The organism is Delftia sp., from assembly GCF_059499305.1.
The window spans coordinates 779,429-794,171 of the sequence record NZ_JCABYI010000030.1 but is presented as its reverse complement, the minus strand read 5'-3'; the positions used below and the strand labels follow the sequence as shown (position 1 = coordinate 794,171).

General features: G+C 69.2%; 13 protein-coding genes. 2 read left to right on the top strand and 11 right to left on the bottom strand.

What is annotated here, in order from left to right; genetic code table 11:
- Window positions 1-50 precede the first annotated feature (50 nt).
- Window positions 51-1,589, bottom strand: a complete 1,539-nt coding sequence (locus AC5I49_RS20210) for a CoA-acylating methylmalonate-semialdehyde dehydrogenase (protein ID WP_016449119.1) — start codon at window positions 1,587-1,589, stop codon at window positions 51-53.
- A gap of 82 nt (window positions 1,590-1,671) precedes the next feature.
- Here AC5I49_RS20210 and AC5I49_RS20205 point away from each other — a divergent pair, with 82 nt between their 5' ends.
- Window positions 1,672-2,622, top strand: a complete 951-nt coding sequence (locus AC5I49_RS20205; protein WP_016449120.1) for a LysR family transcriptional regulator — start codon at window positions 1,672-1,674, stop codon at window positions 2,620-2,622.
- 10 nt (window positions 2,623-2,632) lie between these two features.
- Here the strand turns inward: AC5I49_RS20205 and AC5I49_RS20200 are convergent, their stop codons facing one another.
- Genes AC5I49_RS20200 through AC5I49_RS20185 form a run of 4 tightly spaced genes read right to left on the bottom strand, consistent with a single transcriptional unit; the run spans window position 2,633 to window position 7,497 of the window.
- Window positions 2,633-3,613, bottom strand: coding sequence for a tripartite tricarboxylate transporter substrate binding protein (locus AC5I49_RS20200; RefSeq protein WP_016452035.1), 981 nt, complete (start codon window positions 3,611-3,613; stop codon window positions 2,633-2,635).
- A gap of 46 nt (window positions 3,614-3,659) precedes the next feature.
- Window positions 3,660-4,679 carry a Bug family tripartite tricarboxylate transporter substrate binding protein gene (locus AC5I49_RS20195; protein ID WP_212645167.1) on the bottom strand — a complete coding sequence of 340 codons (1,020 nt, stop codon included), beginning with the start codon at window positions 4,677-4,679 and terminating at the stop codon, window positions 3,660-3,662.
- A gap of 44 nt (window positions 4,680-4,723) precedes the next feature.
- On the bottom strand, window positions 4,724-5,527 hold the full coding sequence (iolB, locus tag AC5I49_RS20190) for a 5-deoxy-glucuronate isomerase (protein ID WP_016452033.1): 804 nt from the start codon (window positions 5,525-5,527) through the stop codon (window positions 4,724-4,726).
- On the bottom strand, window positions 5,524-7,497 hold the full coding sequence (locus AC5I49_RS20185) for a bifunctional 5-dehydro-2-deoxygluconokinase/5-dehydro-2-deoxyphosphogluconate aldolase (RefSeq protein ID WP_495789803.1): 1,974 nt from the start codon (window positions 7,495-7,497) through the stop codon (window positions 5,524-5,526). The genes iolB and AC5I49_RS20185 overlap by 4 nt, the downstream gene beginning before the upstream one ends.
- 104 nt (window positions 7,498-7,601) lie before the next feature.
- Between AC5I49_RS20185 and AC5I49_RS20180 the strand changes: the two genes are divergently transcribed.
- Window positions 7,602-8,501 (top strand): MurR/RpiR family transcriptional regulator, encoded by a 900-nt coding sequence (locus tag AC5I49_RS20180; RefSeq protein WP_495789802.1) that lies wholly within the window; start codon window positions 7,602-7,604, stop codon window positions 8,499-8,501.
- On the opposite strand, the gene AC5I49_RS20175 is transcribed toward AC5I49_RS20180, so the two are convergent.
- From AC5I49_RS20175 to AC5I49_RS20150, 6 genes are read right to left on the bottom strand one after another with little or no spacing between them, the layout of a single operon-like run.
- The gene (locus AC5I49_RS20175) at window positions 8,498-9,331 is read right to left on the bottom strand and encodes an ABC transporter substrate-binding protein (RefSeq protein ID WP_495789801.1); all 834 of its coding nucleotides are present in this window, start codon (window positions 9,329-9,331) and stop codon (window positions 8,498-8,500) included. The genes AC5I49_RS20180 and AC5I49_RS20175 overlap by 4 nt on opposite strands.
- Window positions 9,332-9,362: 31 nt before the next feature.
- Window positions 9,363-10,370 carry a trans-3-hydroxy-L-proline dehydratase gene (lhpH, locus tag AC5I49_RS20170; protein WP_017404010.1) on the bottom strand — a complete coding sequence of 336 codons (1,008 nt, stop codon included), beginning with the start codon at window positions 10,368-10,370 and terminating at the stop codon, window positions 9,363-9,365.
- Between the two features lie 27 nt (window positions 10,371-10,397).
- Window positions 10,398-12,179, bottom strand: a complete 1,782-nt coding sequence (gene lhpI / locus AC5I49_RS20165) for a cis-3-hydroxy-L-proline dehydratase (RefSeq protein WP_495789800.1) — start codon at window positions 12,177-12,179, stop codon at window positions 10,398-10,400.
- Window positions 12,176-12,994 (bottom strand): transporter substrate-binding domain-containing protein, encoded by an 819-nt coding sequence (locus tag AC5I49_RS20160; RefSeq protein WP_017404012.1) that lies wholly within the window; start codon window positions 12,992-12,994, stop codon window positions 12,176-12,178. The genes lhpI (AC5I49_RS20165) and AC5I49_RS20160 overlap by 4 nt, the downstream gene beginning before the upstream one ends.
- Before the next feature lie 29 nt (window positions 12,995-13,023).
- Window positions 13,024-13,980 carry a bifunctional Delta(1)-pyrroline-2-carboxylate/Delta(1)-piperideine-2-carboxylate reductase gene (gene lhpI / locus AC5I49_RS20155; RefSeq protein WP_310036617.1) on the bottom strand — a complete coding sequence of 319 codons (957 nt, stop codon included), beginning with the start codon at window positions 13,978-13,980 and terminating at the stop codon, window positions 13,024-13,026.
- A 19-nt stretch (window positions 13,981-13,999) separates the two neighbouring features.
- Entirely contained in the window at window positions 14,000-14,728 is a 729-nt protein-coding gene (locus tag AC5I49_RS20150) for an amino acid ABC transporter ATP-binding protein (protein ID WP_026062028.1), read from the bottom strand.
- Window positions 14,729-14,743: the final 15 nt, after the last annotated feature.

Below are 14,743 nucleotides of genomic sequence, written 5' to 3'. Positions count from 1 at the left end.
CAAAGAAAAACCAGCCCGCGGGCTGGTTTTTTCATGGAGGGGGACTGCGCCTACTTGGCCGTGGGCATCACGAATTCCGCACCCTTGGGCGTGCTCTCGGGCCAGCGCTGCATGATGCTCTTTTGGCGTGTATAGAAGCGCACGCCTTCCTCGCCATAGGCGTGCATGTCGCCGAACAGGCTGCGCTTCCAGCCGCCGAAGCCGTGCCAGGCCATGGGAACGGGAATCGGCACGTTGATGCCGACCATGCCGACCTCGATGCGGCGGCCGAACTCGCGCGCCACATTGCCGTCGCGCGTGAAGCAGGCCACGCCGTTGCCGAACTCATGGTCGTTGACCAGCTGCACGGCCTCGGCGAAGTCCTTGGCGCGCACCACGGCCAGCACGGGGCCGAAGATCTCTTCCTTGTAGATGCGCATGTCGGGCGTGACATGGTCGAACAGCGTGCCGCCCAGCCAGAAGCCGCCCGAGGTGTCGGTGCCTGTGGAGGAGCCGGCCGCCTTGCCGTCGAAGCCCCGGCCATCGACCAGCAGCTGCGCGCCTTCCTTGACGCCCAGGTCGATGTAGCCGCTGATGCGCTCGTGCGCGGCGCGGGTCACGATGGGGCCCATTTCCGCGGCCAGGTCCTCGCCGTCCAGCACCTTCAGCGCCTTGGTGCGCTCGATCAGGCGCGGCAGCAACTGGTCGGCCACATCGCCCACGAGCACGGCCACGCTGATGGCCATGCAGCGCTCGCCGGCCGAGCCGTAGCCGGCGCCGATCAGCGCGTCCACGGCCTGCTCGATATCGGCATCGGGCATGACCACCATGTGGTTCTTGGCGCCGCCCAGGGCCTGCACGCGCTTGCCGTGGCGCGCGCCCGTCTCGTAGATGTAGTTGGCAATGGGCGTGGAGCCCACGAAGCTCACGGCCTTCACGTCGGGATGCTCGATCAGCGCGTCCACCGCCTCCTTGTCGCCCTGCACCACGTTGAACACGCCGTCAGGCAAGCCTGCCTGCTTGAGCAGGTCGGCGATCAGCAGCGACGGTGTGGGATCGATGGGGCTGGGCTTGAGCACGAAGGTGTTGCCCGCCGCAATGGCCACCGGGAACATCCACATCGGCACCATCACCGGGAAATTGAAGGGCGTGATGCCCGTGACCACGCCCAGGGGCTGGCGCAGCGTCCAGTTGTCGATGCCGGTGGAGACCTGGTCGGTGAAATCGCCCTTGAGCAGCTGCGGAATGCCGCAGGCGAATTCCACGATGTCGATGCCGCGGCTGACTTCGCCCTGCGCATCGGTGAAGACCTTGCCGTGCTCGGCCGTGATCGCATGGGCCAGCTCGTCCTTGTGCTGGTTGAGCAACTCCAGGAAGCGCAGCAGCACGCGTGCACGGCGGATGGGCGGCGTATCGGCCCACTTCGGGAAGGCCGCCTTGGCCGCCGCCACGGCGGCATCGACATCGGCGCGCGAGGCCAGGGCCACGCGGCCCGTGACCTGGCCGGTGGCCGGGTTGGTCACGTCCTGCCCGCGGTCGCTGGCACCTGCCGTGCGCTGGCCGTTGACGTAGTGGACGATGGAAGCGAAGGAGGTGTTTGCGGTGTTCATGCCAGGCAGTCTAGAAGTGCGCTTTCTGCCTGCCTAGGCGCTGCGCTTGAATTGATTGTTCAATTCGCTGAACAATCCATGCATGGCAAATGAAAAACCCGATGCCAAGGCCGAGGCCTTGTGGAGCCACCTGCACTGGCTGGTCGTGCTGGAGCAGCAGGGCAGCTTCACCTCGGCCGCCGCGCGTTTGGGCGTGAGCAAGGCGGCCATGAGCCAGCGCGTGGCAGAGCTGGAGCGCGCGGCCGGCATCGCCCTGGTCACCCGCACCACGCGCAGCGTGCGCCTGACCGAAGCGGGCCAGCGCCTGGTGGACGACACGCGCGGTGCCTTCGAGCACATTGCCCACAGCTTCTCCGGCGTGCGCGACCTGGCTGCCGCACCGCGCGGCCTGCTGCGCGTGACGGCGCCGCTGGCCTTTTCGCGCCAGCAACTCATGCCGCGCCTGCCGGCCTTCCTGCGTGCCCATCCGCAGATCCGGCTGGAGCTGGACCTGTCGGACCAGATACGCTCGCTGGCGCTGGAAGGGTTTGATCTGGCCATACGCCACGTCACGGCGCCGCCCGAAACCCATGTGGCCTGGGCGCTGGCGCCCACGCGCTCGCTGCTCGTGGCCAGCGCGGACTACCTGGCCGCGCACGGCACCCCGTCCACGCCGCAGGACCTGGCCGCGCACCACTGCCTGCACTATCCGCGCACCCAGGGTGCCCCGGCCTGGAGCTTCGTTCCCCGCGACGCCGGCGTGGACGGCGTGCGCGTCGTCGTTCCCGTGACCGGCGGCTTTGCCGCCAACAACAGCGAAATCCTGCGCGACGCGGCACTGGCCGGCCTGGGCATCGCCCTGGTTCCGGACTTCAGCGCGCAATCGGGCCTGGCCTCCGGCCACCTGAGCGAAGTCCTGCCCGGCTGGCGGCCCGTCGACGCCTTCGGCGAACAGCTGTTCGCCATCCGCCCCTACGCCAGCCATGTCCCGCGCGCGGTGGCGGTGTTCGTGGACTTTCTGCGGGAGTCGTTTGCGGCAGGGTTCATCCGCTGAGGGCGAGCCCTCAGGCCTTGATCCCCAGCTTGTCCACCAACTGCTTGAACACCGCGTTGTCGCGGTCGATCACGGCCTTGAATTCGGGCTGGTCCAGGTAGCCCTCGCCCATGTTCTGCTTGGCCATGGTTTCGCGCAGGACGGGGTCCTTGAGGGTCAGGGCCATGGCCTTGCGCAGGGTCTGGACCACGGCGTCGGGCGTGTTGCGGGGCACGGCCAGGCCGCGCCAGCCGCCGATGAGCAGGTCGATGCCGCGCTCCTTGAGCGTGGGCACGGCTTCCCAGCCGGCCTGTATGCGCTGCTCGGCCATGATGGCCAGCGGGCGGATCTTGCCGGCCGCCACATAGGTGGCCACCTCCACGGGCGTGACGGCCACGGCCTCGATGTGGCCGCCCAGCAGGTCGAGCACGGCGGGGTTGGCGCCGCGGTAGGGCGCGTGGTTGAACTTCACGCCCGCCTTGTCCTGCAGCGCGGCGGCGGCCAGGTGGCCCAGCGAGCCCGGGCCGGCGTTGCCGATGCGCACCGCTGCCTCGTCCTTGCGCGCGGCGGCGATCAGTTCCTCGATGCTGCGATAGGGCGAGTCGGCACGCACGGCGATGGTGGCGGGGTCGGCGTTCAGGCGGGCCACGGGCAGCAGGGCGTCGGAGCTGATCTTGGTCAGCCCCATGTGCGGGATCATGGTCAGCTCGACGGTGATGATGCCGATCTTGTAGCCGTCCGGCCGGGCATTGGCCAGTTCGGTCCAGCCCACGGCGCCGCTGGCGCCTGCGCGGTTGAGCACGATCAGGTCCTGCGGCAGGTGCTTGCGCGCCACCTCGGCCAGCGCGCGTGCCAGCACGTCGGTGCCGCCGCCTGCAGCGAAGGGCACGATGAGTTCGATGGGGCGCTGGGGCCAGGCGCCGGCAGGCGCTTGTGCCACGGCGGGCAGGACGGGCGCTGCGGCCAGGGCGCCGAGTGAGCGGATGAAATGGCGGCGGGATGCGGTGGTCATGTTGTCTCCGGAATCTGTTCTAAGTGTCTTTTGTCGCTGCTGCGCTTCAATCCATTTTGATTTGGGCCGCCTTGATCACGCCGCTCCACAGCGCCTGTTCCGAGCGCACGAAGCCTGCGAACTGCTGCGGCGTCATCTCCATGGGCTGTATGCCGATCTCTTCGAGCTTTGCACGCGTCTCGGGGTGGCGCAGGGCGGTGGCCAGGCTCTTGTTCAGGCGCTCGGTGAGCGCAGGGCTCAGGTGGGCGGGGCCGACAAAGCCCTGCCAGGCATAGGCTTCGAAGCCGGGCACGCCGGCCTCGGCCATGGTGGGTATGTCGGGCAGGATGGGCAGGCGCTGGGGCGTGGCCACGGCCAGCACGCGCAGCTTGCCCGCGCGGATGGCCGAGATGCTGGGCGGCAGGTCCACGAACATGGACTGGATCTGGCCGGCCATGAGGTCCTGCAGCGCCGGGGCCGAGCCCTTGTAGGCCACGTGCAGGATCTGGGTGCCCGTGCGCTGCTTGAACAGCTCCAGCGCCACGTGCAGCGGCGAGCCCGGCCCCGACGAGGCCGAGGAGATGCCGCCCGGCTCCTTGCGCGCCATGGCCAGGAATTCCTGCACGTTCTTCGCGGGGAAGGACGGATGCACGGCCAGCACCAGCGGCATGCGGCCCAGGCCGCCGATGTAGCTGAAGTCCTTGCCCGCGTCATAGCTCAGGCGCGCATACATGGCGGGGTTGAAGGCCAGCGTGCCCGAGTCGGCCGTGCCCAGCGTGTAGCCATCGGCCGGGGCGCGTGCGATCAGCGTGGCGCCGATGATGCTGGCCGCGCCGGGACGGTTGTCCACCACCACGGGCTGGCCCAGGTCCTTGCCCATCTGCACGGCCAGCTGGCGCGCGATCACGTCGGTGGTGCCGCCCGGTGCGTAGGGCACCACCCATTTGACGGGCTGGGTGGGCCAGGCTGGCGCACCCTGGGAGGACGGGGCTGGGGTGGATTGCGCCTGGGCGGTGCCCATGCCCAGCGTCAGCAGGGCGCAGGAAAGCCAGGCCTGGCGGTGCAGGGCCATTGGGTTGAACAGCATTTTTTGTCTCCGGTGGTTTTTATGGGGATCTGTTGCGCCGTGCGTCAGCGCGGCCGCAGCATCCATTCGTGCGCGGGATCGTTGCGAAAGGCCCAGCGCCGCTCGGGCCCGGCCATGGTGTTGAGGTAGTAGAGGTCGTAGCCGTGCGGGGCCACGCAGGGGTGGTAGCCGCGCGGCACCATCACGGTGTCGCGGTGCTCCACGGCCATGGCTTCGTCGATGCTGCGGTCATCGGTGTAGACGCGCTGGAAGGCAAAGCCCTGGCTGGGGTTGAGCAGGTGGAAGTAGGTTTCCTCCAGCACGGTCTCGGCGTCCGGCGCGGCGGGGTCGGCGCTGTCGTGCTTGTGCGGCGGGTAGCTGGACGAGTTGCCCGCCGGCGTGATGACCTCGACCACCAGCAGGGACTCGGCCGCCTCGGTCTCGGGCAGGATGTCGCAGACATGGCGCGTGTTGCTGCCCTGGCCGCGCACGCTGCGGCGCATGCTTTCGGGGGCGATCACGCGCGTGGCGTGGCGGCCCGTGGCGGGTGCGGCGCTCAAGGCAACGTCGGCCGGGCTGCGCGCCGTGATGCGCAGGCTTTGGCCGGGCGGCACGTACACGGCCGTGGGCGCACTCTCCTCGAACACGCTGGCGCGGCTGCCCAGGGCGCTGAACGCCTGGCTGCCGACCTGCACGTCCACCTGGCCGGTGAGCACGGTGATGCAGTATTCGAGCGGGCCGGTGGACAGCGCCTCCACCTCGCCCGCCTGCAGCCTCAGGGCCTTGAAGTGGATGTGCTTCCAGCCCGCACTGGCCGGCGTGATGTCGGTGACGATGCGGCCGGGCGCGGCCTTGACGAGCAGGCTCATGCCGCAGCTCCTTCGGTGATGTCCTGGGAGGTTTCCACGCGGCTGGCATCCCAGCCGGCGATCAGCGCACGGAAGTTGGCGGCGACGGCATCGCGCAGGCCGGCATCGTCCAGCTCGTTGCGCAGCCATTGCAGGGCCGGGCCGGCCCAGACGCTGCGGCCGATCATGAAACCCTTGACCACGGGTGCCCGCGCCTGGGCAAAGCCCTGCACCAGTTGCTCCACGGGCTGGGACAGGCCCAGGATCACGGCGCCCCGGCACCAGGGGTCGCGTTCGTTCACCAGGGCGTCCAGCGCCTCCCAGTTTTCGCGCGCCATGGTGCCGACCTTCCACCATTCGGGCCTGAGGCCGAGGTCGTAGAAGTGGCGTATGGCACGCAGCACGGCCTCGCCCCGGTCGTCGGGCGCCAGCGTGTCCTTTGGCGGGATCACTTCCAGCAGCAGCTCATGGCCGCTGGCGCGCGTGGCGGTCCAGACCTGCTGCAGCCAGGCATCCTGCTCGGCGCGCAGTGCGGGCGTGTCGTCGGGGTGGTAGAAAACCAGGCATTTGACGGTATGGCTTTGCGGCCAGTGCAGCAGTTCGGAGGCCAGCGAGTCCGTGCCGTCGAAGCGCAGCGGGCGCGAGCCCGGCAGCTCGATGGGCCGGCCTATCCACCAGCCGCGTCCCGTGGCGTCGTGCAGCGCAGCCTCGCCCAGGTCGTGCCGGCCGTCGATCAGCACGCCCATGCGGCCCGCATTGCCCGGGTCGCGCTCGACCTGGGCGACCACCTCGTTGATCAGCCGCTTGAGCGGGCGCAGCCGCGCGGGCGCTGCGCCGGCCTCGCGCGCCAGATCGTCGAACTGGCTGCGGTGGTCATAGGCCAGCACGCACAGCGCGGGCCACTGCGGCCGCGCGCGGCTGACGCGGTGCAGGTGGGACAGCTCGGGGTCCTGGTCGGGACGCGGATGGCGGTGGCCCGAGAACCAGTGCGCCAGCTCGGCCTGCGTGGGCATGGCCGGCGCGCAGCCATGGCGCGAGACCACGATGGCGCCGCAGGCGTTGGCAATCGCCGCAGATTCGGCCAGGCTCTTGCCGCGCAGCAGTCCCGACAGAAGGCCGGAGGCAAAGGCATCGCCCGCGCCCAGCACATTGAGCACTTCCACGCGTTCGCCCGGCACCGTGGGCGCCTGGTCGATGGCATCGGGCACCGCGCCTTCGATCAGCGAGCAGCCCAGCGGCCCGCGCTTGACCACGAAGACGGCGCGGCTGCATTCGCGCACGCGGCGCAGGCTGGCGATCAGGTCACCCTCCACGCCGCCGGCGATCAGCCATTCCTCCTCGGTGCCGATGATGAGTTCGAACGGGCCCAGCTCGGCCTGCAGCCTGCGGCTGACCTCGGCGCTGGCGACATAGCGTGTCTCGCCGTCGCCCCGTCCGGTCAGGCCCCACAGCACGGGCCGGTAGTCGATGTCCAGCACGCGCACCAGTCCGTGGCGGCCCGCGATCTCCAGCGCCCTGCGGCTGGCGGCCAGCACGCCGGGCGCGCTCAGGTGGGTGCCCGTGATGGCCAGGCAGCGGCAGCGGGCCAGGAATTCCTCGCTGATGGCTGCGGCGTCCAGCGCCATGTCGGCGCAGTCCTCGCGGGCGAACAGCAGGGGGAAGGTCTCCTGGTCCTTGATGCCCAGCAGCACCATGCCGGTCAGGCGCCGGGCATCGACCTGCACCTGGCTGGTGTCGCAGCCCTCGCGCTGCAGCGTCTCGACCAGGAAGCGGCCGTTGTGCTCATTGCCCACGCGCGAAATCATGGCCGAGCGCAGCCCCAGGCGCGCCGTGCCGAAGGCCATGTTGCCGGAGGAGCCGCCCAGGTACTTGGCAAAGCTGCTGGCCTCTTCCAGGCTGCAGCCTATCTGCTGCGCGTACAGGTCCACGGCCAGACGGCCCAGGCAGGCCACGTCCAGCGGACGGTCGGAGGGAAAGTTCAGCATGCTCATGGTCATAGGCCCGTGCGTTGCGAGGGGCCCGGGGCGTGCGGGCCTCCCCATAATCGTTGCGTTCGTGAGATCATAGATCGAAATAGAAAATATTTTCCACAAATATGAAAAATAGAAAAACACTGGCCGATGCGGGCGCCACTGCGGCCTGTGGCCCTTACGCCGACCGCGCTGCCTTCCTGGACGTGCTGCGCCAGGGCTTCGAGGCGCTGAGCCGCCAGCTCAAGGCCATAGGCCGGCATGTGGAGATGCAGGGCGACCGCCTGGCCTTCGACGGCATCCAGGCCACGGCCGAACAGTGCGGTGTGCAGCCTTCTGCCGTGGTGCGCTTTGCCAAGCATTTCGGGTTCTCGGGGTACTCGGAACTGCAGGCGCTGTTCCGCGCCGATGCGGCGCGCCAGCTCTCGGCCCAGCATGACTACCAGGACCGCATCCGGGGCCTGATCGCCTCGGGCAACGAACCGCGCAGCGGCGCGCGCCTGGCGCACGAGGTCATCGAAGGCAGCATCGAAAGCCTGCAGGCCCTGCAGCGCGGCCTGCCGCCCGAGCAGTTCGAGGCGGCGGTGGACCTCATGCTGGATGCCCCCTCGCTTTGGCTGGCCGCCTCGCGCCGCGCCTTCCCCGTGGGCGCCTACCTGGCCTATGCGCTGCAGCACACCGAAAAGCCCGTGCACTGGCTGCATGGCCTGGGCGCCATGCAAAAGGGCGAGCTGCGCGCGCTGGCGCCCGGCGACGTGATGCTGGCCGTCTCCTTCGAGCCCTATGCGCACGAAACGCTGGAGGTGGTGGACGCGGCCCTGGCACGCGGCGCGCGCCTGCTGGCGCTGACCGACAGCCAGCTCAGCCCCCTGGCATCCCGCGCCACCGTCACCCTGCTGGCCCAGGACGCAGCCACCTTCGGCTTTCGCTCCCTGACCAGCACGCTGACCCTGGCGCAGTCGCTGTTCCTGGCGCTGGCCTACCGGATGGAGCTGGCGTACGAGCCTTCGGTGAAGAAGTCCTAGCTGCCAGCCGGCCTGTCCACCGGCCCGACCTTGAATGGCCGCTGCATGCCATACAGCGTGGCGGGACCCAGCCATTTGTCGAAAATGGCCTGCATCTCGCCCTCGGTTTCCATGGCCTGCAGGGCCTGGTTGACGGCCTGCAGCAAGCTGCCTTCTCCCTTGCGCAGGCCCAGACCCCACACCTCCCGGCCTATGGCGGGCTGCAGTACCTTGTACTGGCCGCCTTTGGGGCCGAGCTTGTGAAAGAGCTTGCGCAGCACTTCCTCGGAGGTGCTGACGGCCTCCACCTTGCCTTGGACCAGGGCGGTAAACGCGGTGGGCACTTCTTCGTAGCCCATGGGCGTGGCAGTGGGCAGTACGGCCTTGAGGTAGTTCTCGCTGATGCTGCCCTTGACGTAGCTCACCCGCCGGCCCGCGAGGTCGGCCGTGGCCGCATAGGGCTTGGAGGATTTGACCGCGAGCACGTTCTCGCTGACGTAGTAGCCCAGCGAGAAGTCCACCTGCTGCGCGCGCAGCGGCGTATGGGCCAGGCCCGCAGCGAGCAGGTCCATGTGGCCCTGCTGCAGCGAGGGAATGCGTGCCTCGATGGAGACGGGCTTGATCTGCGCCTTTACGCCGAGGCGCCGTGCCAGTGCATGGCAGATGTCCACGTCATATCCGGCCACGCTGCGGCTGGCCGGGTCGGTGAAGCCGAAGGGCTCGAAGACGTCGAGCACGCCGCAGCCCAGGCTGCCGCGCGCCTTGATATCGGCAAGCTGGTCGGCCATGGCCGGTGCATGCAGCGCCAGCGTGCACAGGGCCGCGATCGGCAAGGAAAAGGGTTTCTTCATGTGTGGCTCCACGGGCGATGGCATGGCGGGCTCAGCGGACCAGGAATCCATGTCTGAGTGGGTCGCGCTCGTCGATGATCCATTGGCAGATGCCGCAGACATGGGCTGTGCCGGAAACCTCGGCAATGACGGCGGGAAGGCCGCCGACCTGCGTCTCGGCCAGGACCCTGGCGCTGAAACGGCTGCCGATGATGGATTCGTTGACAAGGGTCTCGCCCAGCCCCAGTTGGCCGCGAAGGTACAGCTGGGCCACACGGCCGGCGGTGCCCGAGCCCGTGGGCGAACGGTCCACCTCGCGGTCGGCGAAGACGCAGCAGTTGGCCTGGGTCACGCCCGTGTGCCGGGGCTCGCCATCGATGATGGTTCCGTAGATATGGTTGATCTCGGGGATCTCGGGATGGACCACCGCAAAGGCTGCGTTGGCCGCCTGCTTGACCTCGGCGCCGAAGCGCGTCAAGGCCTCGACCGAGGCCTCGCGTATCTCCAGGCCGTGGCGCGCGCCGCTGGTGTAGAAGTAGAAGGCGCCGCCATAGGCGATGTCGCCGGTGACGGGGCCGAAGCCTGGCGTGTGCACCGTGACATCGCGCTGGAGGATGAAGGAGGGAACGTTGATGAAGCGTACGCCGTCCGCATGGCTGCCGTCCCAGCGTACGAAGGCCTCTATGAAGCCGCAGGGCGCGTCCATGCCCACCCGGGTCTCAGGCGTGCTGCGCTGCACCCAGCCCAGTTCCACGGCGGCGGTGGCCAGTGCGATCACGCCGTGGCCGCAGTGGTCGCTGTAGCCTTCGTTGTGCATGAAGATCACGCCGAAGTCCGCGCCCGGCGTGACGGGTGCTGTGAGCACGCCGCCGTACATGTCGGCATGGCCGCGTGGCTCGAGCATCAGCGACTGGCGGATCTCGTCCGCGTTGTCCCTGAGCCAGCGGCGGCGTTCGACGATGGACTGGCCGGGCAGGCGGGGCAGGCCCGAGGTCACGATGCGGAATGGCTCGCCGCCCGTATGGATTTCGACAGTGCTGATGGTGCGCGATGGCTGCATGCGGGACCTCGGCGGATTGGATGGAATTCAGGGGAGTTCGGAGACGTCGGCTCCGGCCTTCGCGCATAGCCACGGCGGCACGGCGCGGCTGGCGCGGCCGCTGCAGGCCGCCTGCACGCATTGCGCCAGTCCTGCGAAGTGCACGCTGCGGCCAACCAGGCCCGGCGCGTAGTGGGCGAACTTGGCCGAGTTGGTCATGAGGGTACGCGCCGCAGGCGGGATCACCGGCTCGCCCAGCATGCACCAGCAGGTGTCGTTGAGCACGGTGGCGCCGAAGCGCTCGATCTCGGCAATATGGCCCTGCTGCCGCGCCTGCTCGAACACTTCGCGGCCGCAGGTGATGACCATGGCCGTGGCCGGGTGCCTGCGTTGTCCCTGGCACAGCACAGCCAGCCGCGCGAATTCCGACAGCGAGAAATGCGGGTTACCCAGCGAGACCAGATCCACCGCTTCGTCGCGGGCGCTGTTGAGTTCCTCCCAGCTGCGGACGAGTTCCGTGCCATCGATGCGAAGCGGCTCTCCGGCGCACTCCGGCCCCGCAACGTCCTCGGGATGCAGGGCTTCGGGCGTGATGCCGGCGATGTGGAACAGCGGCGCACTTGAGGTGGTGCCGAAGGCCGCCGAGAAGGCCTTGAGATCGTCCCGGCCCGGGGCGGCATCCTCCAGGCCCGTGATCAGCGGAATGCGCCCGCCCGCCAGCAGCCCGACGTGGTAGCCCAGCAGCGGATAGAAGGCATCGTCGGCCGACGCGGGCCGCTGTACAGCAATGCGCAGGCTGGCCTGGCGGTGGCTGTCCAGGTGGCAGCCCGACAGAGGTGCACGCCCGCACAGGGCGATGCACAGGTCCAGGTAGTCCGGGTATTTGAGCGTGCGGGCACCCAGCACGCTGTTGGCGAAGACGACGGCATTGGACTCTGCCCAGGCGATCTGCTCACCGACGGCAGGTGCCGTGTCCAGCAGATAGGGTGCGCAGGTGTAGCTCAGGCGCGCGCCCATGGCCATGTAGGCTTCGCCCAACGCGCCGGCAGGCTCTCCCAGCGCGGCGGCAACGCCCAGTTCGCGCCAGCGGCGCTGGTCCACCGAGATCGCATTGAGCGTGGTGGGAACGGCCATGCGCGCCCCCCATTGCACCCATTGCCGCGCGAACTCGAGGCTGGAGGGGCCCGTGTAGATGCAGCCGTCGATATGGACCTGGCTGACGCTGACCAGCTCCCTGGCGCCCTGCAGCCGGGCCATGCGCACCACGATGCGCATGGCCATCTGCGCGGCCTTGCCGCGCCGGCCTTCGAGCATGGCACGGTCCTCGTCGTCCAGCCTGAGCCTGTCCTGCGGCGGGTCCGTGTCGTCCGCCGGACCTCTCGCCGCAAAGCCGTCATCCGGCTTGCCGCGATGGGCCGTCACCCGGTGCCCGTCCACGCGCACAAAGCCGCTGCCGCGCAGGGCCGAGAAGGCGTGGCTGCCCAGGCAGACCACGGGCAGCGACCGGCCATACATCATCTGCGCCAGCACCACGCCCAGCGTCAGGATGTCATCGGCCTCGGCCAGCACCAGTGCCGCAGGCGCGTGGCCCGAGCGGATCAGCTCCATCATCACGCTGCTGCCCGTGCACGAGCCCCGGCCCGAAGGAAGGGCCAGCACGCGGCCTGCCAGGCACTGGCCATGCAGGGGATGGTGGCTGTCGATCACCCGGCCCGTGGCGGGGTCCACGCCGCCCCAGAAGCTCAGCCCCGTGTCGGCATGCAGCAGCTCGCCCTGCGCTGCGCCGTCCACCAGCACGCGGACAGGGCCGCCATGGATGCCGCCGCTCATGGTATGGGCCTGACGGTGAATGAGCGCGCCATGCCGTAGAGCGTGCCCGCGCCCAGCCATTTGTCGAAGATGGCCTGCATCTCGCCCGATGCCTCCATCTCCTGCAGTGCGGCATTCACGGCATCGAGCAAGCGCCTCTCTCCCTTTTTCACGCCGATGCTCCACAGCTCGTTGCCGATGGGCGGACCCAGCACGGCAAAGCGCGAGGCATCAGGACCCAGCCTGTTGACCAGCTTGCGCACGGCTTCTTCCGAGGTGCTGAAGGCCTCGACCTTGCCTTGCAGCAGCGCGGTGAACGCGGTGGAAATGTCGTCGTAGCCCACGGGCCGGGCGGTGGGCAGGGCGGCACGGATGAAGGGCTCGCTGATGGTGCCTTTCACGTAGCTGATGCGCTTGCCGGCAAGGTCTTCGGTCTTGCGGTAGCCACGCTGGCTGTTGACGGCCAGCACATTGCGGCTGCTGTAGTAGGAATGGGAGTAGTCGATCTGCGCGGCACGCTGCGGCGTATGGGCCAGGCCTGCGGCCAGGATGTCGGCGTGGCCGCGCTGCAGTTCGGCAATCCGCGCCTCGTCGGCCACTGGGCGGATGTCGGCCTTCACGCCCAGCTTGCGACCGACCGCATGGCAGATGTCCACGTCATAGCCCGCCACGCTGCGGCTCTGGGGATCTGTGTAGCCGAAGGGCTCGAAGATGCCGAGGACGGCACAGACCAGGCCACCCCTGGCCTGGATGTCCGCCAGTTGGTCGGCGTGGGCGCCGGGGCTGAAGGCGGCGATGGTCGCGATGGTCAGGGAAAGCAGGATTCTGGATGGCATGGCAGGACTCCAGGGTGTGGTCTCAGAGGTCAGGAATGCAGGGCACGGGCCGCCACGCGGGCTGCCGCGAGATCCCAGGCGCCGGTGCCCACGCTCTTGAAAACGAAGGGGGCCGGTGCGCCAGGCCCGTCGCGCAGCAGGGCGCCCAGCGAGCGCACGCGGCCCCAGGCGATGCCGGCGCGCAGCAGGTCACCGGCCTCATGGCGCGCACCCGCGGGATCGTCGGAGAACAGGATGCTGCCCGCCAGCGTGGTGGCGCCGATCTCGGCCATCTCTGGCCGGAAGGCACCCACGCCGATCACGAGGCGGCCTGCGCGGGGCCCTTCGTCATAGACTGGCTCGGTGCTGGTCGTCACGGTGATCACCACGTCCACGCTGCCGGGAATCGGGCCCGCCATGGGCGCGATGCGCTCATGGATGGCGTGCAGTCCACCGCAGAACGCCTCGGAGGCTGCCTGGCTGCGGCCGCGCACCAGCAGGCGTGCCTGCGGATGCATGCAGGCCAGCGCCTGTGCATGGTGGCGCGCCTGGGCGCCCGTGCCAATGAGCGCGATTTCGCGTGCGGGCTGCGCCATCAGCGCGCGCATGGCCAGCAGCGTGACCGCCGCCGTGCGCCGTCCCGTCACCTCGGGCCCGTCCAGCGCGAACAGCGGCCGACCTGTGGGCGCGTCGCAGACCGTGACCAGGCCGTGGATGGTAGGCATACCATGGCGCGCGTTGCGCGGCTGCACACTGACCAGCTTGTGTATGCCCAGGTCCGCAGCGGTGGCCGGCATGCTCAGCAGCACGCCCCCCTGGCCCAGGGGAACGGCCATGCGTTCGGGGCTGCGTATGGCGCCGGCCTCGTATTCGCCGGCCGCCAGGGCCAAGGCCTCGAGGAGCGCCGGGTAGCCGAGCAGTTGGGCCGTGCGGGCCGGGTCGAGCACGGGAAAGGTGCCGGCAGGGCCGGCCGTGCCCAGGAGGGATGAGGAGGTCGTGGTGTCCATGAGCAGGCTCCAGGGTGTCTCAGTCGCGCCGGATGTCCGATACAAAGGCCTGCGCCCGGGGGTGGCGCGGCTGGCGGAAGAACGTCTCGGGTGGCGCATCCTCGAGCAGGCGGCCCTGGTCCATGAACCAGACGCGGTCGCCGACTTCACGTGCGAACTTCATCTCGTGGGTGACGCAGACCATGGTCATGCCTTCGCGTGCCAGCGCCTTCATCACGGCCAGTACTTCGCCGACCATCTCCGGGTCCAGTGCGCTGGTCGGCTCGTCGAACAGCATCACGGGCGGCTCCATGGCCAGCGCACGCGCGATGGCTACGCGCTGCTGCTGGCCGCCCGACAACTGGGTCGGATAGGCCTCGGCCTTGTGCGCCAGCCCTACCTTGGCCAGCAACTCTCGTGCAGCCTCGTGGGCTGCGCCGCGCGCCGTGCGGCGTACCCAGGCCGGACCGCAGGCCACGTTGTCCAGCACCGACAGGTGGGGGAACAGGTTGAACTGCTGGAACACGAAGCCGATGCGGCTGCGCAGGTGGTCGATGCCGGCATGGCAGCCCTGCACATCCTCACCCTCCACGAGGATGGAGCCCGAGTCGATGCGCTCCAACCGGTTCAACGTGCGGATCAGCGTGGACTTGCCCGAGCCCGAAGGGCCGCAGAGCACCACGACCTCGCCACGCCGGACTTCTGCATCGATGCCGTCCAGCGCGTGATAGGCGCCGTACCACTTGTGCACGCCACGCATGGCGATCATGGGGGGGGCCGCAGG